The sequence below is a fragment of the Bacteroidales bacterium MB20-C3-3 genome (assembly GCA_035609245.1).
In the GTDB taxonomy this organism is placed as follows: domain Bacteria; phylum Bacteroidota; class Bacteroidia; order Bacteroidales; family UBA932; genus Bact-08.
In genome coordinates this window covers 192,680-213,271 of record CP141202.1, presented here as the reverse complement: position 1 = coordinate 213,271, position 20,592 = coordinate 192,680, and the positions used below count along the sequence as shown (strand labels likewise).

Below are 20,592 nucleotides of genomic sequence, written 5' to 3'. Positions count from 1 at the left end.
ACAGCCAGCAAAGTTAAGTGTTTCCTCAATTATTTGTAAAAGAAATTTGGAAATATAATTCTGTTGGCATATCTTTGCACTCCCAAAACGGAAGATTCAGTAGCTCAGCAGGTAGAGCACAACACTTTTAATGTTGGGGTCCTGGGTTCGAGCCCCAGCTGGATCACAAAAACAGAAGCCAAGCATTAGCTTGGCTTCTGTTTTTGTGTGGGTAAGATAAAAGATATTGTGTACTACGCATTAGCCCGACAGGGCTTCAAATCACGACAGCCGGAACTTAAAATCATTATATTTAATTTTTTATTAAATTTGAATATCTAAACTCCTTAGTTATGAAAAATTTATTAAAATGGGCAGTACTTGCAGCAATTACTCAAGTGCTGTCAATATCATGTACCTCTTCAAAGGATGATTCATTCACTCATCTCCCCTTCCGCCAAAGCGAAAATGGTCTTTGGGGAGTGTTAACCGCAGATGGGAAAGCCATTATCTCTGATGAATATTCCTCTCCACCTTTTGCTGCCACGGAGGGCATATATATTGTTAAAAAAGAGAATGGTCTGTTTGAATATTATAAAGCAGATCCAAAACCAGTGAGGATAGGATCTCAATATTACAAGGCAGCTGCATTTAAAGAGTCTATGGCACCTGTAATGGAAGATGAAGAGATTATATCAGTTATTAATACAAAAGGAGATGTAGTCTTTAAACTTGAAAAAGTGAGTGGTAAAAGGATAATATCCTGCTCACTTTTTTCAGAAGGACTTGCAGTAATTCAAAATGAAGATGGACTTAAAGGATATGTGGACAAAAAGGGCAACATAGCTGTAACTCCTCAGTATTCTGAAGCTTTTTCATTCAGTGAAGGGCTGGCTATCGTGAAATCTGATGAGGGAGAGAGAAGTAAATGGTTGCTTATAAATAACAAGGGAGAGGAGATTCAAAAACTTGATGATGAAATAAAAGAGACAACAGGATCTATTTCAGGAGGTTTGATTGGAATTTTAAAATCTGTTGATGATGGAGCATGGGGATTTGTTTCAAAGAATAACGAAGAATTAATTAAACCTTCAAGAGAGTTTGTTTCAGTAACACCCCCTAAATTTAAAACATTTACATACTTTGATGGTACTAAATGGGGTGTTTCAGATATTACAGGAAAACGGATAATTCCTGCTGAATTCGACAATATTCTGAATTCAGGCAAAGGATTTTTTATTGTGAAAAAGGGAGATGTCTGGTTTGTTATCGACTCAGAAAACAGAGAATCTTCAAATGTTGAATTTACAGATCATACCGGGAATAATCAAGGCTTTATATTCGCAAAGGTCAGGGATAGGTTTATACTAATAGACTCTAAAGGAAAGCGAGTAGGCGAGCAGGATTATTTTGAGGTTGTTGCAAACATACCACCCTCTGAAGTCTCTTTTGGAGTTCAAAGTTTTAAAAGAAATATTGCTGAACTCTTTCAGGTTATTGCTCCTGGTAAATTATGGAAATTTTCAATTGAAGCCCCTGCATCACAAGTTGCAGAATTACTAGGCTCAGGAAATGCGGAGACGCTTAAATCTTCAAGAACCCTAAGCACTAAAAGATCAGTAACAGACATGGAATCTATCATCTCACTGGGCTTTAGTTCTGAGATGGGGGTTGCTATAACTGAAAGAGAGATGTTGAGAGATATGTGGGGGAGAGCATACTGGGAGAATGTTGTTAAAGGATATGTATTTAATGAAAATTCATATTTGCAGGACATAAGTGCAAATATTAAGATATTTGGAGATCTTGCCGGTAAAGAGAGGGAGGTAGCTAATTCAATTCTTGAAATTGCAAAGGCGTCAGGTTTTACATTACAATCTCAGGAGGAGGGTGTTTTGATACTCACTGCCGGAAACAACAGGGTTTTAAGTCTGAAATATGCCAGAAACGCAGGATTAAACCTTCTTTTAAGATAGTTATCAGGAGAACATAATAAGCAACTGCGCAAAAAGAACTCTTAAAAACATAGTCAGCGGGTATACAGTTGCGTAAGTCACGGCGGGGATATCATTCCCTGCCGTTTTTCCTGAGAAGGCCAGTGCAGGGGGATCAGTAGTACTTCCGGCAATTAGCCCCATTACTGAAAAGAAGTTAAGCTTAATAAACCTTTTCGCAATAAACCCAACAATGAGAATTGGCAGTACTGTTATTGCAAAACCATAAACCATCCACAACCATCCGTTACCATTAAGGATTGTGTCTACAAACCCTTTACCTGCTTCCAGGCCGACACATGCAAGAAAAAGAGATATTCCTATTTCCCTCAACATAAGATTTGCACTCATTGTTGTAAAAGCTACAAGTTTGAACTTTGGGCCAAATTTGCTTATCAAAATTGCCACAATTAAGGGGCCTCCTGCAAGTCCGAGTTTTACAGGCTGGGGAATTCCCGGTATCAGAAATGGGATACTCCCCAAAAGAATTCCTGCAGCAATTCCAATAAAAATTGCAGCAAGATTCGGCTCCCGAAGTCTCTTCTGAGAATTCCCAATAACTTTTGCAGCAGCTTCAACAGAATCGGCAGAACCAACTACTGTAAGACGGTCTCCAATTTGAAGTCTCAAATCAGGCCTGGGAACAAGGTCCACTCCTGCCCTGTTTATTCTTGTTACAATAATTCCAAATGCCTTTCCAAGTTTTAAACTGGCAAGACTTTTACCATGGACTGCCTCTTTTGTAACAAGAACTCTTCTTGGAATTACATTCATATCATATGTCATCCACTCGTCATCATTGTACAGTGACTCCCCTCCAAAAAGAGCAGAGAAGGCATCTTTATCTGATTTTCTAAGTATTACCAGGACCTCCCCTCCACTCATCAGCAGTGTATCGGCTCCTGCTATAGTAATGCTGCCATCCGGAGTTTTGTATCTTGAAATCACGAATGGTTTATCTGAATATTTTTTTAATTGGTTAATTTTTAAATTAAACAGCTGCGGATTAGCCACTTTAAAAGATTGCTTAATAGTCTCCTCAGGATTATCCCCTTCATTGCTTATATACTTTTCGTACTCCCCTTTTGAATCAATTCTAAAAATTGACTTTAAAAATATTATTGATAATATTATCCCTACAACACCAAGAGGGTAAGCAACTGCGTAACCGGTTGCTATTGAAGGGTCACTTACACCGTTCAGATCAAAAAATGTTTGTTGGGCAGCTCCAAGACCAGGTGTATTTGTGATTGCCCCTGACATTATCCCTGCCATAGTATGGAGAGGTATATCTGAAAAAATATGAATTATAATTGTTACTATTACACCTGTTACAACAATTGCAGCCGCAAGCATATTCAGTTTTAAGCCACCCTTTTTAAACGATGAAAAAAAACCGGGTCCAACCTGAAGGCCAATAGAATAAACAAATAGGATAAGCCCAAATTCTTTTACAAAATGCAATATATCTTTTGATGGTAAAAAACCCAAATTGGAAAAAATAATTCCTGAAAAAAGAATCCAGGTAATGCCTAAAGAAATCCCTTTTATCTTAATTCTGGAGAGAATAATACCAACAGAGATAACTAATGACAAAACTAATACTGATTGAGCAATACCCTCACTGGAAAGAAGTTTGCTTATCCATTCCATAGCGACTTTTTTTTCAAAAATAGGATTTAATTATCTATATTTGAAATGAATATTAATTTTTTAGACTATGAAAATGCTTAATGAATTCAAACAGTTCGCAATGCGCGGCAATGTAGTTGACATGGCAGTAGGTATAATTATTGGCGGAGCCTTTGGGAAAATAGTATCTTCAATTGTTTCTGATGTAATAATGCCACCAATAGGACTTCTTGTTGGCGGAGTAAACTTTACTGATCTGAAGATTACAATAAAGGAGCAAATAGTAAATGCTGCAGGTGAGATTATTCCTGCGGTAACAATTAATTACGGAAACTTTATTCAGGTTACTTTTGATTTTGTTATTATTGCTTTTGCTATTTTTATGATGATAAAATTTATGAACAATCTTAGCAAGAAAAAAGAGGCTGAACCTGCAGCTCCTGCCACCCCTCCTCCTCCGCCGGAAGATATACAGTTACTTAAAGAGATTAGAGATCTCCTAAAAAAACAATAAAAAAGAGACATTAAGAGCTTTTTTTATCTACCTTTGCAGCCTGTAAAAAGGTTCTGTAGCTCAGTTGGTAGAGCACGACACTCTTAATGTTGGGGTCGTGGGTTCGATCCCCACCGGGACCACAAATTAAATATTAAAACAGAGGTCTACTTGGTGTTTTCACCTAAATGTAGGCCTCTGTTTTTAATGAACAAATGACTCATTACATCTGTTCTATACAAAAATCAATTATGAATAATTTTATATTTCAAAATCCAACAAAAATAATTTTTGGAAAAGGAACCATCTCTTCCATAAAAGATGAAATTAACAAAGAGAAGAAAATACTTGTCACATTTGGAGGAGGCAGTGTAAAATCAAACGGGGTGTACAATCAAGTTGTGAATGCCTTAGATCAGCATAATTTCGTTGAATTTTGGGGAATTGAAGCAAATCCTGATATTTCTACATTAAGAAGAGCAATTGAATTTGGCAAAATTGAAAAGTGCGACTATGTTTTAGCTGTTGGAGGCGGATCTGTTATTGATGGTTCAAAATTAATTGCTGCAGGGATTGTTTATGAAGGTGATGCATGGGATATTGTGCTAAAAAGAGACTGGACAAATCAGCCCGCTCTTCCGCTTTCCTCTGTTCTTACTCTACCTGCAACCGGCTCAGAGATGAATAGTGGTGCAGTCATATCAAACAGGGAAAAAAGGGAAAAATTTGCATTCTATTCAAAGCATCCGGTCTTTTCTGTTCTTGATCCTGAAACAACCTTTACTTTACCCAAACATCAGATTGCATGCGGACTTGCTGATACCTTTATACATGTAATGGAGCAATATCTGACTACTCCTGATCAATCTCCTTTGATGGATCGCTGGGCAGAGGGAATTCTTCAGACTATTCTTGAAACAGCTCCTGTTGCACTTAATGATCAGACAAACTACAATGCTATGTCATCATTCATGTTGTCAGCTACTATGGCACTGAACGGGTTTGTCTCCATGGGTGTTACTCAAGATTGGGCTACTCACATGATTGGGCACGAACTAACAGCCCTTCTTGGCCTTACACATGGTCATACACTTACAATAGTATTACCTGGAACAATGTGGGTATTAAGGGATGAAAAAGGTGACAAAATTCTTCAGTATGGAAAAAGAGTTTTTGATATTGAAGGCGAGAACAAAGAAGAGACTATTAAACTAATTATAAATAAGACAGAAGAGTTTTTTAAATCACTCGGCCTCAAAATTAAACTATCAGAGAATGGAGGAGATGTTGCAACAATAGAAGAAATTGTAAGAAGATTCAATGAAAGGGGCGTAAAATACGGAGAAAACAGAAGTGTAACATCTGAAACCACAAAAAAAATTCTTGAATGGGTGTTATAATTTCTATTTATCAATAAATCCATTAATAAGTGCATAAACTGTAAGGCCGGAAATACTATTTATTCCGGCCTTCTTAATTTTATTCTTTCTATGTGACATCACAGTATCATTTGAGAGACAAACATCTTTAATACATTTTCACCAAAACCAGGTCAAATTCCCAATGGTTCAAGGATTATATAATCTTTAAATTATTCTAAGTTACAAAAGACAAATTCTGATCATTAGTAAATATATATATATCATAAATTATTTTACACAATAACAACCTCTGACAGGAGGAAAAGTTTACAAATGTTTAGCTATATTTACAATTGAATTGATTAATATGATGAACAAAGAGAATATTACCGTTCTTGTTATCGGGCTTGATAATTTAAAATTTGCCTTTCCTGTTAAGATGGTAGATAGTATAATTATGGCACAAGAGGTTACCCCTGGTGATAATACTAAAAGCTTTATCTGTGGCATTATAAATCTCCGTGGTGAAATTATTCCTGTTATTTCTCTCAGGAGACGATTCTCACTACCTGACAGAGATATCCTTTCAGAGAATTTCTTTACGATACTGGCCTTTAAACATCTTAAAATTGCGATAATTGCTGATATGATTTTTGGTGTAGAGAGCGTTGAAAAGGGGTCAATTCGTACTTATAAGGAGATTGTGCCGGGGATGAGTGAGCTTGAATTCTATTCTGACAGTGAGGGCATCTATTATATTTACAACACAGAAAATCTTCTTTCTCAAGCTGAAGAAGAGGAGGTTAGAAAGATGATTGTTGAAGATGTTAAATAATAAAATCACCAGCATTACAGGGATTATTGAGGAGACTCTGGGACTCTCTCTTAAAGAAAAAAAATTCGAAGAGTACTCTAAAAATCTGAGAGAAGCAGCTATTACTCTTGGATTTGAAGATATTGAATCTTTTTCTGAAAAGGTATCTGCATCTGGCAATAAACTATCTTCAGAAGAGAAGAGGGTATTGGCTGCTTACCTGACTGTAAGCGAAACATATTTCTTTAGGGAGAAACCTGCCATGTCTATGTTTATTAGCACAATCCTTCCTCAATTAATAAAAAATAAAAGAGAAGATAAGATTAGGATTTGGAGTGCTGGTTGCAGTTCGGGAGAAGAGCCATACACTATAGCTATTATTATTAATGAGCACTTTCCTCAACTAAGAAAAAATGACTTTGAAATTATTGCAACAGATATAAACCCTAATGTTATAACCAAAGCTCGCAACGGGCTATATACTCCATGGTCTTTTAGAGAGATCCCGGACTTATATACAAAAAAATATTTTACAAAAGAGGGTGAAAATTTCAGAATCTCCGACAAGATAAAAGAGTGTGTGAAATTTGATATTCTGAATCTAGTTTCTGACATGTATCCCGGAGAATCAGATGGATACCAGAATCTTGACATAATATTTTGCAGAAATGTACTTATGTACTTAAACCATAATCATATTAAAAATATTTCTAAGAGATTCCATAAAATTCTTAAAGATGATGGTTGGTTTATTTCAAGTCAAGTAGAGTTAAATGATGAACTTTTTGCTCAATTTTCAAAAGTATACAGTGATGATGGAATATTTTACCGAAAAGGTGATCTGATTAAGAAAAATCAGAATGAAAGAATTAGTAAAAGAATCCAGGAGAGCGTAAGTAATAAAATCCCATTAGATAAAAATAAAAAGAGACAATTAAGAGATGTTAAAGAAGAGTTAACTTACTCAAGACCTGTTTCTCATGAACTTGAACTCTTGTTTAATGAGAGCAAGTATATTGAGTGTATAAAGATAGCTCTCACTGAGATTGATAAGGGTAATGACGATCTCACCATACTAAATATTCTTGCAAAAAGCTATGCAAATTCTGGCCAATATAAATTGGCTACAGATGTGCTTGACAAGATTATATCTCAAAATCCTGCATCTGATGACACATACTATTTGTATGGGACAATTCTGGCAGAAAACAATGAGATTAACAAAGCGAAAACAATGTTTAAGAAAGGTCTTTATATAAATCCTGATAATTTACTCTCTCATTTTATGCTTGGTAATATTCTGAAAGATGAGGGGAATACAAAAGCAGCAATGATACATTACAGAAACGCAATGGATATAACAGGCAGAATCAAAGAGGAGGAGGTTGAAAGATTATTCCACGGAATGAATATTAAGAGACTTCGTGAGTTTATAAGTAAATTTATTGATAATAGCCTATGAAAGAGTCACGAAATATATTGAGAGAAAGAGCTGTTAAGAATGCTCTAGTACATTCTGATCAAACAGCTCAACGCGAGACTAAATACTTGTTATTCAGAGTAGTAAAGCAATTATATGCAATTGAACAGAAATGGGTTAAAGAGGTTGTTAAAGCATCATCTTTCACTGATATACCCGGAGTACCCCATTTTGTCAAGGGGGTAGTAAATGTAAGAGGTAACATATATTCTACTGTTAACATTAGTAGCTTTTTGGCACAAAAGGACTATGGTTTATCTGAATTGAACAAGCTAATTCTTATTTCTAACGGAGATATAGAATATGCCTTAATTGCTGATGAAGTTATGGGATTTACTGAGAGTTTAATCTCACTAAAATCTCAGATACCTGATAACTACAGTGAACTATACAAAGAGTTTGTTGAAGGTATATGTCCAAACGGGGCTTTGATTCTTAATGGTGTAGCATTAACAGAAAGTAAATTGATAATTATTGAATAACTATGGAAAACATTTTTAAATTAAAAACAAGAGGCAAGATGATCATTGGCTTTACAGTTATAGTTGTATCTACTGTACTATTTTCTGTAATTTCATACACAAATCATAAAAGAATGACCAATGTAATAGTTGAGAATTCTCTTCTTGATACCATTGCATATGAACTAACCGGCCTGAGAGCTGATGAAAACAGACTCAGAGCACTTAGTCTGGATGCTCTTTTTAACCCTGAAAAAATTTCAACAACTGATATAATTGACCAAATTGAACAAAAGCAGGTTGATATTATTCAAAAGACTAAAGGGCTTGATAGTCTTTTAACTCCTTACACTGCAGAGAAAGAGATGATGAAAGATCTTACAGAAGATGTACATAAATATGTCTCAAACCGGAATATTATGGTAGATCTTTTGTCTAACGGAAAAAATCTTGAAGCAAAACAACTGGTAGATAAGGAGCAGAATGTTCTTTATGAAATGATAAGGAGTAAATCTATTGCAATTGAGACCAATCTGCTGGAAAAGAAAGCTATGATTGAGACTCTGACAAAAAAAGCAGAGAGGATAGTTGTATGGCAACTTCAGGTGCTTGGATCTATTCTTGTTCTTTTGGTAATAGCCATGGCAATATGGACTCTCAGAATTGTAAGGAAAATATCATACGAAATTAAAGCAGGGATTGAGATTCTCGGAAATGCATCATCTGACATTTTAAGTGCTGTTACAGAAATTTCGGCAGGAGCTGCTGAAACAGCTACTGCAGTAACAGAAACAACTACAACTATAGAGGAGGTCAGACAGACTGCTATGGTTTCAAATCAGAAAGCTCAGTCTCTAATGGAAAGTTCTCAAAAGGCATCCGATTCTGCCGACAAGGGAAGAGGATCTGTTAAGAAGCTTACTGAAGCTATTCAGCATATTGACAATCAAATGAATCTTATCTCTCAGACTGTTGTAAAGCTCTCTGATCAAAACAGAACTATTGCTGAGATTACTTCTACTGTTGCCGATATTGCAGATCAATCTAATCTTTTAGCTGTAAACGCTGCTATTGAAGCGGCCAAAGCAGGAGAACACGGAAGAGGTTTTACAATTGTTGCGCAGGAGATACGATCACTTGCAGATCAGTCAAAAAAAGCAACTCAGCAAGTTAAAGAGATACTAAATGAAATAAACAAATCTGTAAATTCTACCGTTGGTGTAACTGATCAGGGTGCGAGAAGCGTTGAAGAGGGTATTAGAAGAGTTAAAGAGAGCGGGGAGGTTATTGACATACTGGCTGATAATGTTGAAGATGCAGTTGAGGCGGCAATACAGATCTCTTCATCAACAAGACAGCAAATGGCTGGTATGGATCAGATTGTTCCTGCTATGGAAAATATTAAGCGTGCAAGTGAGCAAAATGTAACAGGTATCAGTCATACACAAGATACTGCTCAAAAGATTCACCTGCTTGGCAGAAATCTTAAGACAATTATTTTAAAGTATAATTTATAGTTTAATGGCAATAAATCAGGACGATCTTCTTAAAGAGCTACTTGAGGATTTCAGACAGGAGGCAGATGAGCACATCTCTTCTATAGATGAGGGCTTGATTGAACTCGAAAAGAGTATTCATGCGCCAGATTATTCTGTTCTTGAGCGAGTATACAGAGACACTCACTCTCTTAAGGGTGCAGCAAGAGCTGTAAATCTTTCTGAAACAGAAAAGGTATGCATGGCCATGGAGGGTGTAATGAGTATTATTAAAAATGGGGATGGGGTGCTTTACGACTCATTATTTGATGTTATGCATAAATCTGTCGACGCCTTAAGGTTTATGCTTTCAAACCTCAAATCTACCGGTAATGAACGGAAGTTGCCAAATCTAGTCCAAATAATTAAGAATCTCGAATTTGTTCAAAAAGACTCAATTTCCAGAAAGTCCAATGATTCTCTTAATAAAAAAGAAGAGAAACATCCGGTTATACCTGAGCCTGCTCTTGATCGTGAAATTGTCAAAGTTTCCGAAAATGAAACTGAGACAATCAGAGTATCTTTAAATAAGCTTAACCGAATATTATCTCAATCAGAGGATCTGATAGCAATAAAAACAACACTGGCCTTTTATAAAAATGAGTTGGAGGAGGCTAAAACAGTTCATTTCAATGAGAGACTGGAGGTTCTTTATGGGGATCTCACCCGGTTTATAAAGGTTGCAAACAGAATGATAGATGATCTGATTATTGATGTCAGATCAACTTTATTAATGCCTTTTTCTACAATACTTAATATTGTTCCCAGAATTGTACGCGACCTCTCCCGGGAAAAAGGCAAAGAGATCACTGTTGAAATATCCGGGGATCACTTTGAAATTGACAAAAGAATACTTGAGGAGCTTAAAGACCCTTTGGTACATCTTATAAGAAACTGTGCAGATCATGGAATTGAGAGCACAAATGAGAGGATTTCCGCAGGTAAGAGCTCATCAGGTAAGATAAGAATTATTGTAAGTAAAGGAGCTGATGCTAAATTGAATATTGTTATTTCTGATGACGGAGGGGGGATAAAACTTGACAAAGTTGTTAAGTCTGCAATAAAAAATGGCATAATTGACTCTGACAGGGTTAAGCTAATGAGCGATGAAGAGAAGATGAACCTTATTTTCGCGTCAGGAGTTTCATCAAGTGAAATGATTACAGAAATATCAGGAAGGGGTTTAGGAATGGCAATTGTTGCTGAAAAAATATGTAATCTAGGCGGCTCTGTAACCATTTCATCTCAAGAGAGAGTTGGCACCTCTTTTAATATTAAAATACCTCAAACCATTGCTACCTTCAGAGGCTTACTTATCCGTTGCGGGTCAGGTAAGTTTTTAATTCCTTCTATTTTTATTGATAAAGTTATCGGGGTACTTGACTCCGATGTAATAACTTCAGGAGGCAGGTCAACAATAATAATTAACAGAGAGCATATTGGGTTAATGGATTTGGGGAGATCTCTGGGGTTGAACAATGAGAGCATTGTTGAGTCATCAATGAAACCATCTCTTATCCTAAACTCAAACAATAAGAAAATGGCCTTTGTTGTTGACGAGATTCTTGAAGAGGTTGAAGGGATTGTTAAACCTCTTGGCAAACAATTGAAAAACATTCATAAAATTACCGGTGTAACAATGGTTGGCAATGGTATTTTAATACCAGTAGTCAATGTTTCTGAACTAATTGAAAGCACCTTAGGTGGTGAATCCGGACGGATCAGAGAAGCCTCTTCCGTTGTTGGTCCAGTTAATAAGATTCAAAAAATTCTTATTGTTGAGGACTCTATCACTGTAAGAAGTATGTTAAAAAGCATTGTAGAAAATTCAGGATACGAAACTGATGTAGCAATTGATGGAGCAGACGCATTTGAAAAGCTTCAGAGAGATACATTTGATGCTGTTGTTACAGATATTGAAATGCCTAATATGAATGGTTTTGAATTAACCAGAAAAATCAGAGATGATGAAAACCTGGCAGATCTGCCGGTAATCCTTGTTACTACTCTTGAGTCTCCTAAGGACATGCAGAAGGGGTTGGAGGCAGGAGCTAATGCATATATTGTAAAGGGAAGTTTTGAGAAAAGTAACTTGACCGACACAATCCGACGACTAATCTGAAACTGTTATGAAAAAGAGAGAGGGAAAAAAGATAAGAGTGCTTATTGCGGATGACTCCTCTGTGGGAAGAAGACTTTTGGCAAGTATTCTTTCAGATGATCCTTCAATAGAGGTTGTAGCAATGGCTTCAGATGGCAAAGAGGCCTTTGAAATGACTATAAAACACAAGCCGGATGTTGTGAGCATGGACATCAATATGCCTGTAATGGATGGTATAGAGGCTACAAAAAGAATAATGAGCTTCAATCCTGTTCCCGTTATTATAGTAAGTTCAATCTACAGAGATGCCGATGTTATGACTGCTATAAAAGAGTTGGAGGCAGGAGCTGTTATGGTGCTGCCAAAACCTCATGGCCCCGGTCACGAAACATTTGAGCCATCAGCCAATAAATACCTCAACGCAGTAAAATTAATGGCAGAAGTTAAGGTAGTAAGAAGGAACAATGGCTACAATCATAACCCCTCTCATGTTAAAACTACATTAAAACAAGATGTATGCAGATTTTGCACTGATGCTAAGGTTGTTGCAATTGGTTCATCAGCCGGTGGTCCTGAAGCATTAAAATTGTTCCTTTCAGAACTATCTCCAAGCTTCCCTCTGCCAATTCTCCTTGTTCAACATATAGACTCCTCTTTCACACACGGTTTTACTGCCTGGCTAAACTCATTTTCAAGTCTGAAAGCAGTAATTTCAGAAGAGGGAGAGGAGCCATATAAAGGTAATATATATATGCCTCCGCCTGATAGGCATATGATTATTAAAAATGGAAGGATTTCAATTATTACAGAGAGCGAAATAAGTACCCTTCATAAACCATCTGTTGATGTTCTGTTTTATAGTGTTGCCAAATATTACAAAGAACAATCAATTGGAATAATTTTATCCGGTATGGGAAAGGATGGTGCGGAAGGGCTCAATAGAATGAAAAACGCAGGAGCTTTTACATTTATTCAAGATAGCACTAGTGCACTTATATATGGGATGCCGGGCGAGGCAGAAAAATTGGGAGCAGCTTGTGCGATACTTTCGCCAGTAGATATAGCAAAAAAATTAAATTTAATATACACGAAATGATCCAAAATAAGATTTCCACGCTACTTAATAACAGACATATAGTTGCCTGTGAAGATTCTATTGTTCAAGCAAAAAGGCTGGAATATCTGTTCAAGAAATATGGGATGGCATACAAGATGTATCATAATGCATCAGATGCCTACTCCTCAATACTGGAGTCAAAGCCTGCACTTATTATCAGTGATGTTATAATGCCAGGTATAAGCGGATTTGAATTTTGCACTAAAATTAAGCTTAATGAATATTTAAAAGATATACCGGTGATATTGCTTACTGCACTCCAGGATCCTGATGATATTATTAAAGGCCTTCAATCAGGTGCAGACAATTTTATTACAAAGCCATATGAAGAGGAGGAGATACTTCTTAGGGTAGAACATTTACTTGAAAATAGATTAATATCTAATGAAACTGAAGACAGGTCTCAGATTAAACTGAAATTCAGGGGTAATGAATATCTTATCTCCTCTTCCAAAAGGCAAATAATCGATTTGCTGATTTCAGTATATGAAACTGCAACCAATAGAAATGCAGAACTTTCAGAGATTAAGTCGCAACTTGAAAAATCTAACGAAGAGCTTAAACAAGCTAACAATGATCTTGATTCATTCTCAAGATCTGTTTCACATGACCTGAAATCTCCCTTATCTGTTATTATGGGATTTGCAGCTGCAATACTTGACAATCCTGATAGTTCAATTAATGGTGAGGAGAGAGAGTATCTGGAACATATAAGACTATCTGCCAATGAGATGTCACAACTCATTAAAGACTTGCTTGCATTCTCTCAATCCGGGATAGTTGTGTTGCAAAAAGAGAGTGCAGATCTATCTCAAATTGCAAGAGAGGAAACTGAAAATCTTCTGTTAAGATATCCAGGTTTTAATCCAAGGCTGGAGATTCAGAATGGGATAGTTGCAAATGCAGACCAAAGTTTAATGAGAATTGTACTTGATAATTTGCTCGGTAACTCCTTTAAATACTGTGCAAATACTCCTTCACCCGCTATTAAGTTCTATGCTGAAGAGTCATTTGGAAGTAGAGTGTACTGCATTGAAGATAATGGCTCCGGATTTGACTCTGAGAAAGCAGATGATTTATTTAAGCCTTTTGTCCGTTATCACGGTAAAGAATATTCAGGGACTGGAGTTGGTCTCTCTACTGTTAAAAGGATAATCGACAGACATGGAGGAGCAATTTGGGCAGAATCTAAAAAGGGAGAGGGTGCAAAATTCTTTTTTACCTTAAGTTAAGTATAATGAAATACAATATTGGATTAGCGTTATCAGGAGGTGGTGTAAAGGGCTTTGCACACGCAGGAGCACTTAAAGCACTAGAAGAGAGAGGAATAATTCCGGATATTATTGCCGGAACCAGTGCCGGAGCAGTTGTTGCGGCTCTGTATGCCGGAGGGAATTCTCCAGAAAAAATAGTTAATCTTTTCAATGATAAGGCCTTCAATAATTTTGTTGAACTTAATATCCCAAAAAACGGACTATTCAAACCTACCGGATTCATCCAACTGCTAAAATCTAATATTAAAGCCAGGACATTTGAAGAATTAAAAATACCCATAAAAGTTGTCTCTACAAATCTTGACGAGGGTAGATATGAAGTTTTTTCTGAAGGAGATCTAATCAAGAAAGTTACCTCCTCTGCATGTGTCCCTGTGATTTTTAATCCAATTGAGATTAATGGTCATCTTTATGCTGATGGAGGAATATTTAAAAACTTTCCTGTATCAATAATAAGAGACCAATGCAAAAAGGTAATAGGGATTAATGCCAGTCCGCTTGTTACAGAGAAATACTCAAAAAATATAGTTGGTATTGCAGAGAGAACCTATCATTTTATGTTCAGAGCTAACACAATGGAGGATAAAAGAATGTGCGATATACTTGTTGAAGTGGAAAGTGTAATGCAATTTAAAACCTTTGATTTAAACAAGGTTGACATTATTTTCCAAATGGGATATGAAGCGATGAGCAGCGAACTCAAGAAGAATCCGCTGCTCACTGATTAACATTTAAATTAAAGGTCTATCTTAATCCCTGCAAAGAGGGCTCTGGGTGTACCCGGACCATAAACATAGCCGGCATCTCTTAAAGATCCTTTATCCAAGTCTCTCTGATATGAGTCTAAAAGATTTTTAACACCTGCATTAATTTGAATTGTATGTTCCACTCCAATTTTAATATCATAGGAAATTTTTAATCCCAAATCCCAGAAAGATGGTGTAGTCTCAAGCTTGTCCTCCGGAATATAACCTTCAAAATGAGGCATTAGCATTGCTCCTGTATAAACACCGGTTGCCGACAGATTGATCGCAGAAACTGGATTCCAGGATAGTGTTATATAACCATAAATATTTGGTGTCTTGTGCATTCTCCTGTCAGCAATAACGTCATCATTGTCTGACCATTTATAGATTTCTTTGTATTTGCTGGATTGTAAAGTAAGCCCTGCTTGTGCAGATAGTGAATTACCATAATTTGCCTTTATTTCCAGATTGGCACCTGAAATAATTGCACCACTCTCATTTTTTCTTAACAGAAGAGTATTGCCTGCCTCATCTTTCCCAAAAGGCTTAAGAGCAAAAACATCCTTTAGATTTGTATGAAAGATCTCTGCTAGTGTATTCATTTGCACTGCTCCTGCAAAAAAATAATAATCTGCAGAGGCACTGATACTATTGGAATATTCTGGTTTTAACTCTGGATCTATAACAATAAGAGTTACATTTCCTCCTACAGCCTCAACATGTAAATCTTCACTATAAGCCTGAGGGGCTCTGTAACCACTTGAATAACTCCCTCGGAAAGCAATATTTTCCTTAGGTGAGTATCTTAAATTTAATCTGGGAGAAAATATCGGATTCTTTACATGATTATTTTTATCCAGTCTTGCTCCAAGTAAGATACTGATTTTCTCATTTTTCCACTCATTCTGAAGGTATCCTCCATATGTAACTGCTCTCTGGTCAATTGTTCTTGAGTATCCTAGCATAACATCATTAAGATGATTAAGATTATACTCAAAACCAGCAGTAAACTCAGCCGGTAACAGAAGGAACTTTTTGATATTAAGTGAATATTGTGCTCCCGCAGAGAGAGTAATATCATCAGTTCTCCCATATGCATTCAGGTCCATATCTGTTCCAAAATAGCTGTCTCGTCCAATTTTCTGAGCAGAAGAGAATATTGATAACCTTTGTCTGTAATCACTGGAATTAAGATCCAATTTAACACTGCCGCCATTGATTTTATGTTTCACCTGCTCAGCAACATTTGATTCGTGTGGAGGCCTGTTCAATGAATCCCCCCCTCTTCTGAATTCATTCATGTGGTGATACTCCAAAGTTAGTTTTGCGTTAGGATTAAACTTATGATATCCTCTGAAGCCTAATGTACTAGCCTCTAAGACAGGCATATCACTGAATCCGTCTCCATCTCTGTCATATGCGTCCCTGTCTCTTATCATCCCGAATAAATAGACTCCTGTATTAAAGTCTTTAGATACAAAGGAGCTGTTAAGAGAAGTAGAGTAATCCATTGATCCATTTCCAAGAGAGGTTGTCTGATTAGATACAGATACAATATTTCTGATAGGTTCTTTAGTAATAATATTAATTACTCCCCCTATTGCGTTTGATCCAAAAACGGCAGAGCCGCCCCCTCTGAGAACCTCTACCCTTTCAATCATACTTGAAGGCAATTGCTCTACTCCATATACTGTTGCCAACGAGCTGAAAATAGGTCTGCTATCAAGAAGAATCTGAGAATATTGCCCCTCCAGACCATTAATTCTAACCTGTGTTACTGCACAATTCTGGCAACTTACTTCAACCCTGACACCGGGCTGAAAATTCAATACCTGACTTAAATTATTTGATGCTGATTGTTCAAATAATTTTTTTCCAATTACATTGATAACAGACGGAGACTCCCTTCTTTTAGATTCATTCCGTGTTGCTGTTACAACAATTTCATTCATATTTAGAGAACTCTCATCAAGTTCAAAGTTTATAACATATCCCACACCCTTTTTTAATTCAACCAGAGTATCTTTTGAAATGTAACCAAGGGAGGATGCTTTAATTCTATATTTTCCCGAATTTATCCCTGTTTTATGATAGTGGCCTGTTGCGTCTGCCGGGAAAGAGATATTGGCCTCCTCAATATGTATTGTCGCAAACGGAATATGTAGCCCTGTCTCTTTTTCAAGAATATGACCCTTAATAGTTGAAATTGATTCTCCAATAGAAGTAGCTTGTGAAAACAGTAACGAAGGAACTAGCAATATAAAAATTGCAGAACAATATTTTTTATTCATTTAATAATAATCAGTTAGTCTTAATTTATTTCTAATATGCGGAATAAAAAGAAAAACTGATTGAGGGAGGAGCCCTGGAAGAGCTTTTTAATATTGTATGATCAATGAAACTGCAATCATTTAAATATTGTAAAACAGAGAGCAGCTTGGAAATAAATGCGTATAGAATTAAACTGGTTGCCAGAAAGTGCAGAGATGCAGAAATAAGGGAAATTAAAGCTATTGATGAGGAGCTGTGACAATGATTTGGTGCTGCAGCTTCTCCTCCAAAATAGAAATGCGAGTGAACGATAACAAAATCGTCTGATTTGTGTGTATGGTAAAACATTGTTGCACCACTATAGTATGCAACGAATGAGATTAACACCAAATATTTAAAAACCCCTTTTCTAACTCTCTCCATCTTCTTATCGGCCTGCAAAAATAATAATAAAGGGCAATACTTTTGGTATTGCCCTTAAAAAATTTTTTTATAAGAAATTTACCTCTTAAGGTACTTCTCAAAAAACTGATCCTGTTCCCATAGCAGATGAAGGATGTTTTGTTTTGAAGCATAGCCGTGCGACTCTTTTGGAAGAATAACCATTCTTACAGGAGCTCCCAAACCTTTCAGAGCCTGAAAATACCTCTCTGTCTGGAGGGTAAATGTTCCGGGATTATTATCAGCCTCACCATGTACAAGGAGCATAGGTGTTTTCATCCTGGATGCATTCATGAATGGTGACATTGTATTGTAAACGGCTGGTGCATCCCAGTAATTTCTTTGTTCGTTCTGGAATCCAAATGGTGTCAGAGTCCTGTTGTATGCACCACTTCTTGCAATTCCAACTGCAAATAAATTTGAGTGAGTAAGAAGATTAGCTGTCATAAATGCACCATATGAGTGCCCGCCAACTCCCACTTTTGTTCTGTCAATATAACCGAGAGCATCAACAGCATCTATTGCTGCCTTTGCATTTGCAACCAATTGTTCAATAAAAGTATCGTTAGGCTCTGCATCACCTTCGCCAATGATAGGGAACGAAGCGTCATCAAGGACTGCGTATCCTCTTACAACCCAGTATAGAAATGAGCCGTATGAAGGAGCTGTGAATTCGTTTGGATTGTGAGTGCTTTGACTTGCAGAGGCTACATCTTTGAACTCTTCCGGGTATGCCCAGATAAGAAGAGGTAGCTTTTTCCCGCTGCTCTTGTCATAACCTTCTGGTAAATATAGTGTACCTGACAGCATAACTCCATCTGCTCGCTGATATTTAATAACCTCTTTATGGACCTTTTCTAATTTTTTAAAAGGGTTTGAGAAATCTGTAAGAACTTGTAAGTCTGCTTTTTTTCTAAAATTCCTAATAAAATAGTTTGGATATTCTGTTTTGGACTGAATACGAACTAATACTGTTCCTTTCTTAAAATCTACTATTGATACCAGATCCTCTTTTTTATCAGTATATGATGATTGATAGAGTCTTTTTGTCTTTAAGGTTTTTAGATTAAATTCATCAATAAAAGGAAACTGTCCATCCTTTGAATATCCATCTCCTATTAGCAACAGATTGCCATTCTCAATCGCTAGAACATATCTGCCAAACTCATTCTTTTTTGTTTCAAAAGAGCCAGGGTCCGAGTAGATATCTTGTCTGTTTCTCTTATTTATCAGTTTAGGTTCTGATGACATTTGTGAAGGAGAAAAAAGATAAACAGATGTCATTCTTGTGTCATACCACATATCTCTCAGAACAGCAGTATTCTCATCACCCCATGTAACACCGGCAAATCTTTGAGGAACCTTTACAAGTGGTTTAGGTTCGTTGTTAAACGGTGCATCCCAGGTATATAGCATATCCCTGAACTCAACATTCACAGACTGATCTCCGCCATCAAGTGCCTCAACATAATAGAGTGAAGCTGGTTTATCTGCTCTCCAGTCCATTGATCTTTTACCTACTCTTGTAGAGCTAAAACCTTTTGGTTGAATTTCAATTAATGGAACATTATTTACCTCTTTTACCAATGCACCCTGTTTTGTATAAACTTTAGTAACCTGTGGAAATCTGTTCAGCTGGACAATATATGAAAAAGGCTTCTCAACTGTTGTAACCATAACATACTCCCCATCAGGAGAAAAGCTCTCGCCTGCAAATATTGCGTGATCAAGAAACTTACTTTTAGACCCATCCAGATTAATTATCCATAATTCTGAAGTGGCAAGAGTTTCAAAATTTGCTTCGTCATTTTTATTCTTAAGCAGATCCTGATATGTCCTGTTTTGTGATACCTTTCCCTCACTAACAGAAACAATCGGTCCTTCAGGCAGGCTCTTAGATTCGTCAATAAGAGCTCTTCTCTCTTCAGGCAGAAGTCTTACCAGAACATATAATCCATCTCTGGACCAGGTTACCGGATTACCCATATTAGCATTGAGATATCTGTCTGAAAGTTTTCTGGCTGATCTACCTGCTACATCTACTACCCAGAGTTCAACTCCCTTATCAGAAGTATGGGTAAAAATCAAGTTTTTTTCATCTGGTGAAAATTGGAGACTTGTAATTTTTGGATTATCAGGAAGACCTGTAACCTGCACCTCAGAAGTTTCACTGGCCTTTCTTATCTTAATATTATTTACATATGTGGTTGTAGATGAGATATTCACAACAGGATTAATTCTAAGACCAGCAAGTCTGAACTCCGGCTGATTCAATTCATCCAGACTTTTGTAGGTGCTTCTGTAAGTAAAAATCATAAACTCGTTACGAGAATCAAGCATTACAGAAGGAGTTCTTTCATAATCGGCAAGTTCCATTATCTCTGCTGGAGGTGTCTGGTACTTGATGTTTTCTTGTGCATTTCCACTTAGTGATGAAAACAGAATAAGTAATGGCAATATTAACCATTTAAGATTGGAAAGTTTCATAGATGCTTCGTTATAGTTTCTAAAATATTAAGTAGTTGATTTTTCATTATCGGCTTTGCAATATAGCCGTCAAACCCGGCTGCTCTGATATTCTGCTCATCATCAGAAAGGGCGTAGGCTGTTTGTGCAACTACAGGTAGTGCCGGTTTAATGATTTTAATTTGTTTAAGAGCGTCAAAGCCATTTAAAATTGGCATTTTAATATCCATAAGTACTAAATCCAGTGTACTGTCAGTCTTAACAATATCAATGGCTTCCTGTCCGTTGGATGCTCTGAGGACATCGTGGTGAAATCTCCTGAGAAGAGCGGAGAGGTATAGGAAATTTGTATCTTCATCCTCGGCAACTAGTATTCTCATATGGGTATCCATTTCAAATGATTTATGTTAGATGTTACCAAACTGGA

16 protein-coding genes and 2 tRNA genes are annotated in these 20,592 nt (G+C 36.7%); 13 read left to right on the top strand and 5 right to left on the bottom strand.

Going from position 1 to position 20,592, the window contains the following annotated elements:
• The first annotated feature begins 93 nt into the window (after positions 1 to 93).
• Positions 94 to 166: transfer RNA gene (locus U5907_00955), tRNA-Lys, on the top strand.
• A gap of 166 nt (positions 167 to 332) precedes the next feature.
• Positions 333 to 1,955: a WG repeat-containing protein gene (locus U5907_00950; protein WRQ33228.1), complete on the top strand. Its 1,623-nt coding sequence runs from the start codon at positions 333 to 335 to the stop codon at positions 1,953 to 1,955.
• Between the two features lie 3 nt (positions 1,956 to 1,958).
• On the opposite strand, the gene U5907_00945 is transcribed toward U5907_00950, so the two are convergent.
• Positions 1,959 to 3,626: a putative transporter gene (locus tag U5907_00945; protein WRQ33227.1), complete on the bottom strand. Its 1,668-nt coding sequence runs from the start codon at positions 3,624 to 3,626 to the stop codon at positions 1,959 to 1,961.
• A 67-nt stretch (positions 3,627 to 3,693) separates the two neighbouring features.
• Between U5907_00945 and mscL the strand changes: the two genes are divergently transcribed.
• The 11 genes from mscL to U5907_00890 all read left to right on the top strand — a co-directional run bounded on the left by mscL (position 3,694) and on the right by U5907_00890 (position 14,969).
• On the top strand, positions 3,694 to 4,119 hold the full coding sequence (gene mscL, locus U5907_00940) for a large-conductance mechanosensitive channel protein MscL (GenBank protein ID WRQ33226.1): 426 nt from the start codon (positions 3,694 to 3,696) through the stop codon (positions 4,117 to 4,119).
• Between the two features lie 49 nt (positions 4,120 to 4,168).
• Positions 4,169 to 4,241, top strand: a tRNA-Lys gene (locus U5907_00935).
• A 108-nt stretch (positions 4,242 to 4,349) separates the two neighbouring features.
• Entirely contained in the window at positions 4,350 to 5,498 is a 1,149-nt protein-coding gene (locus U5907_00930) for an iron-containing alcohol dehydrogenase (protein WRQ33225.1), read from the top strand.
• 328 nt (positions 5,499 to 5,826) lie between these two features.
• Entirely contained in the window at positions 5,827 to 6,294 is a 468-nt protein-coding gene (locus U5907_00925; protein WRQ33224.1) for a chemotaxis protein CheW, read from the top strand.
• Positions 6,284 to 7,735: a CheR family methyltransferase gene (locus U5907_00920; GenBank protein WRQ33223.1), complete on the top strand. Its 1,452-nt coding sequence runs from the start codon at positions 6,284 to 6,286 to the stop codon at positions 7,733 to 7,735. The genes U5907_00925 and U5907_00920 overlap by 11 nt, the downstream gene beginning before the upstream one ends.
• The gene (locus U5907_00915; protein WRQ33222.1) at positions 7,732 to 8,235 is read left to right on the top strand and encodes a chemotaxis protein CheW; all 504 of its coding nucleotides are present in this window, start codon (positions 7,732 to 7,734) and stop codon (positions 8,233 to 8,235) included. Before U5907_00920 ends, U5907_00915 begins: the two co-directional genes overlap by 4 nt.
• Positions 8,236 to 8,237: 2 nt before the next feature.
• Entirely contained in the window at positions 8,238 to 9,731 is a 1,494-nt protein-coding gene (locus U5907_00910; protein WRQ33221.1) for a methyl-accepting chemotaxis protein, read from the top strand.
• Positions 9,732 to 9,735: 4 nt separating this feature from the next.
• Positions 9,736 to 11,871: a response regulator gene (locus tag U5907_00905; protein ID WRQ33220.1), complete on the top strand. Its 2,136-nt coding sequence runs from the start codon at positions 9,736 to 9,738 to the stop codon at positions 11,869 to 11,871.
• Between the two features lie 7 nt (positions 11,872 to 11,878).
• Positions 11,879 to 12,946: a chemotaxis-specific protein-glutamate methyltransferase CheB gene (gene cheB / locus U5907_00900; protein ID WRQ33219.1), complete on the top strand. Its 1,068-nt coding sequence runs from the start codon at positions 11,879 to 11,881 to the stop codon at positions 12,944 to 12,946.
• Complete coding sequence (locus U5907_00895) at positions 12,943 to 14,199, top strand: response regulator (GenBank protein WRQ33218.1); 1,257 nt, start codon at positions 12,943 to 12,945, stop codon at positions 14,197 to 14,199. Before cheB ends, U5907_00895 begins: the two co-directional genes overlap by 4 nt.
• Before the next feature lie 5 nt (positions 14,200 to 14,204).
• Entirely contained in the window at positions 14,205 to 14,969 is a 765-nt protein-coding gene (locus U5907_00890) for a patatin-like phospholipase family protein (protein WRQ33217.1), read from the top strand.
• Positions 14,970 to 14,977: 8 nt separating this feature from the next.
• Here the strand turns inward: U5907_00890 and U5907_00885 are convergent, their stop codons facing one another.
• The 4 genes from U5907_00885 to U5907_00870 form a co-directional block, all read right to left on the bottom strand.
• Entirely contained in the window at positions 14,978 to 17,278 is a 2,301-nt protein-coding gene (locus tag U5907_00885) for a TonB-dependent receptor (protein WRQ33216.1), read from the bottom strand.
• 31 nt (positions 17,279 to 17,309) lie between these two features.
• Complete coding sequence (locus U5907_00880) at positions 17,310 to 17,681, bottom strand: hypothetical protein (GenBank protein WRQ33215.1); 372 nt, start codon at positions 17,679 to 17,681, stop codon at positions 17,310 to 17,312.
• Between the two features lie 78 nt (positions 17,682 to 17,759).
• Positions 17,760 to 20,186 carry a prolyl oligopeptidase family serine peptidase gene (locus U5907_00875; protein WRQ33214.1) on the bottom strand — a complete coding sequence of 809 codons (2,427 nt, stop codon included), beginning with the start codon at positions 20,184 to 20,186 and terminating at the stop codon, positions 17,760 to 17,762.
• Complete coding sequence (locus U5907_00870) at positions 20,183 to 20,557, bottom strand: response regulator (protein WRQ33213.1); 375 nt, start codon at positions 20,555 to 20,557, stop codon at positions 20,183 to 20,185. Before U5907_00870 ends, U5907_00875 begins: the two co-directional genes overlap by 4 nt.
• Between the last annotated feature and the right edge of the window lie 35 nt (positions 20,558 to 20,592).

Excerpts from the sequence above, each read along its gene's own strand:
- U5907_00930 (WRQ33225.1), top strand. The coding sequence starts at position 4,350 with ATGAATAATTTTATATTTCAAAATCCAACAAAAATAATTTTTGGAAAA.
- U5907_00945 (WRQ33227.1), bottom strand. The coding sequence starts at position 3,626 with ATGGAATGGATAAGCAAACTTCTTTCCAGTGAGGGTATTGCTCAATCA.
- U5907_00915 (WRQ33222.1), top strand. The coding sequence starts at position 7,732 with ATGAAAGAGTCACGAAATATATTGAGAGAAAGAGCTGTTAAGAATGCT.
- mscL (WRQ33226.1), top strand. The coding sequence starts at position 3,694 with ATGAAAATGCTTAATGAATTCAAACAGTTCGCAATGCGCGGCAATGTA.
- U5907_00880 (WRQ33215.1), bottom strand. The coding sequence starts at position 17,681 with ATGGAGAGAGTTAGAAAAGGGGTTTTTAAATATTTGGTGTTAATCTCA.
- U5907_00950 (WRQ33228.1), top strand. The coding sequence starts at position 333 with ATGAAAAATTTATTAAAATGGGCAGTACTTGCAGCAATTACTCAAGTG.
- U5907_00925 (WRQ33224.1), top strand. The coding sequence starts at position 5,827 with ATGATGAACAAAGAGAATATTACCGTTCTTGTTATCGGGCTTGATAAT.
- U5907_00895 (WRQ33218.1), top strand. The coding sequence starts at position 12,943 with ATGATCCAAAATAAGATTTCCACGCTACTTAATAACAGACATATAGTT.
- cheB (WRQ33219.1), top strand. The coding sequence starts at position 11,879 with ATGAAAAAGAGAGAGGGAAAAAAGATAAGAGTGCTTATTGCGGATGAC.
- U5907_00890 (WRQ33217.1), top strand. The coding sequence starts at position 14,205 with ATGAAATACAATATTGGATTAGCGTTATCAGGAGGTGGTGTAAAGGGC.
- U5907_00875 (WRQ33214.1), bottom strand. The coding sequence starts at position 20,186 with ATGAAACTTTCCAATCTTAAATGGTTAATATTGCCATTACTTATTCTG.
- U5907_00870 (WRQ33213.1), bottom strand. The coding sequence starts at position 20,557 with ATGGATACCCATATGAGAATACTAGTTGCCGAGGATGAAGATACAAAT.
- U5907_00920 (WRQ33223.1), top strand. The coding sequence starts at position 6,284 with ATGTTAAATAATAAAATCACCAGCATTACAGGGATTATTGAGGAGACT.
- U5907_00910 (WRQ33221.1), top strand. The coding sequence starts at position 8,238 with ATGGAAAACATTTTTAAATTAAAAACAAGAGGCAAGATGATCATTGGC.
- U5907_00905 (WRQ33220.1), top strand. The coding sequence starts at position 9,736 with ATGGCAATAAATCAGGACGATCTTCTTAAAGAGCTACTTGAGGATTTC.
- U5907_00885 (WRQ33216.1), bottom strand. The coding sequence starts at position 17,278 with ATGAATAAAAAATATTGTTCTGCAATTTTTATATTGCTAGTTCCTTCG.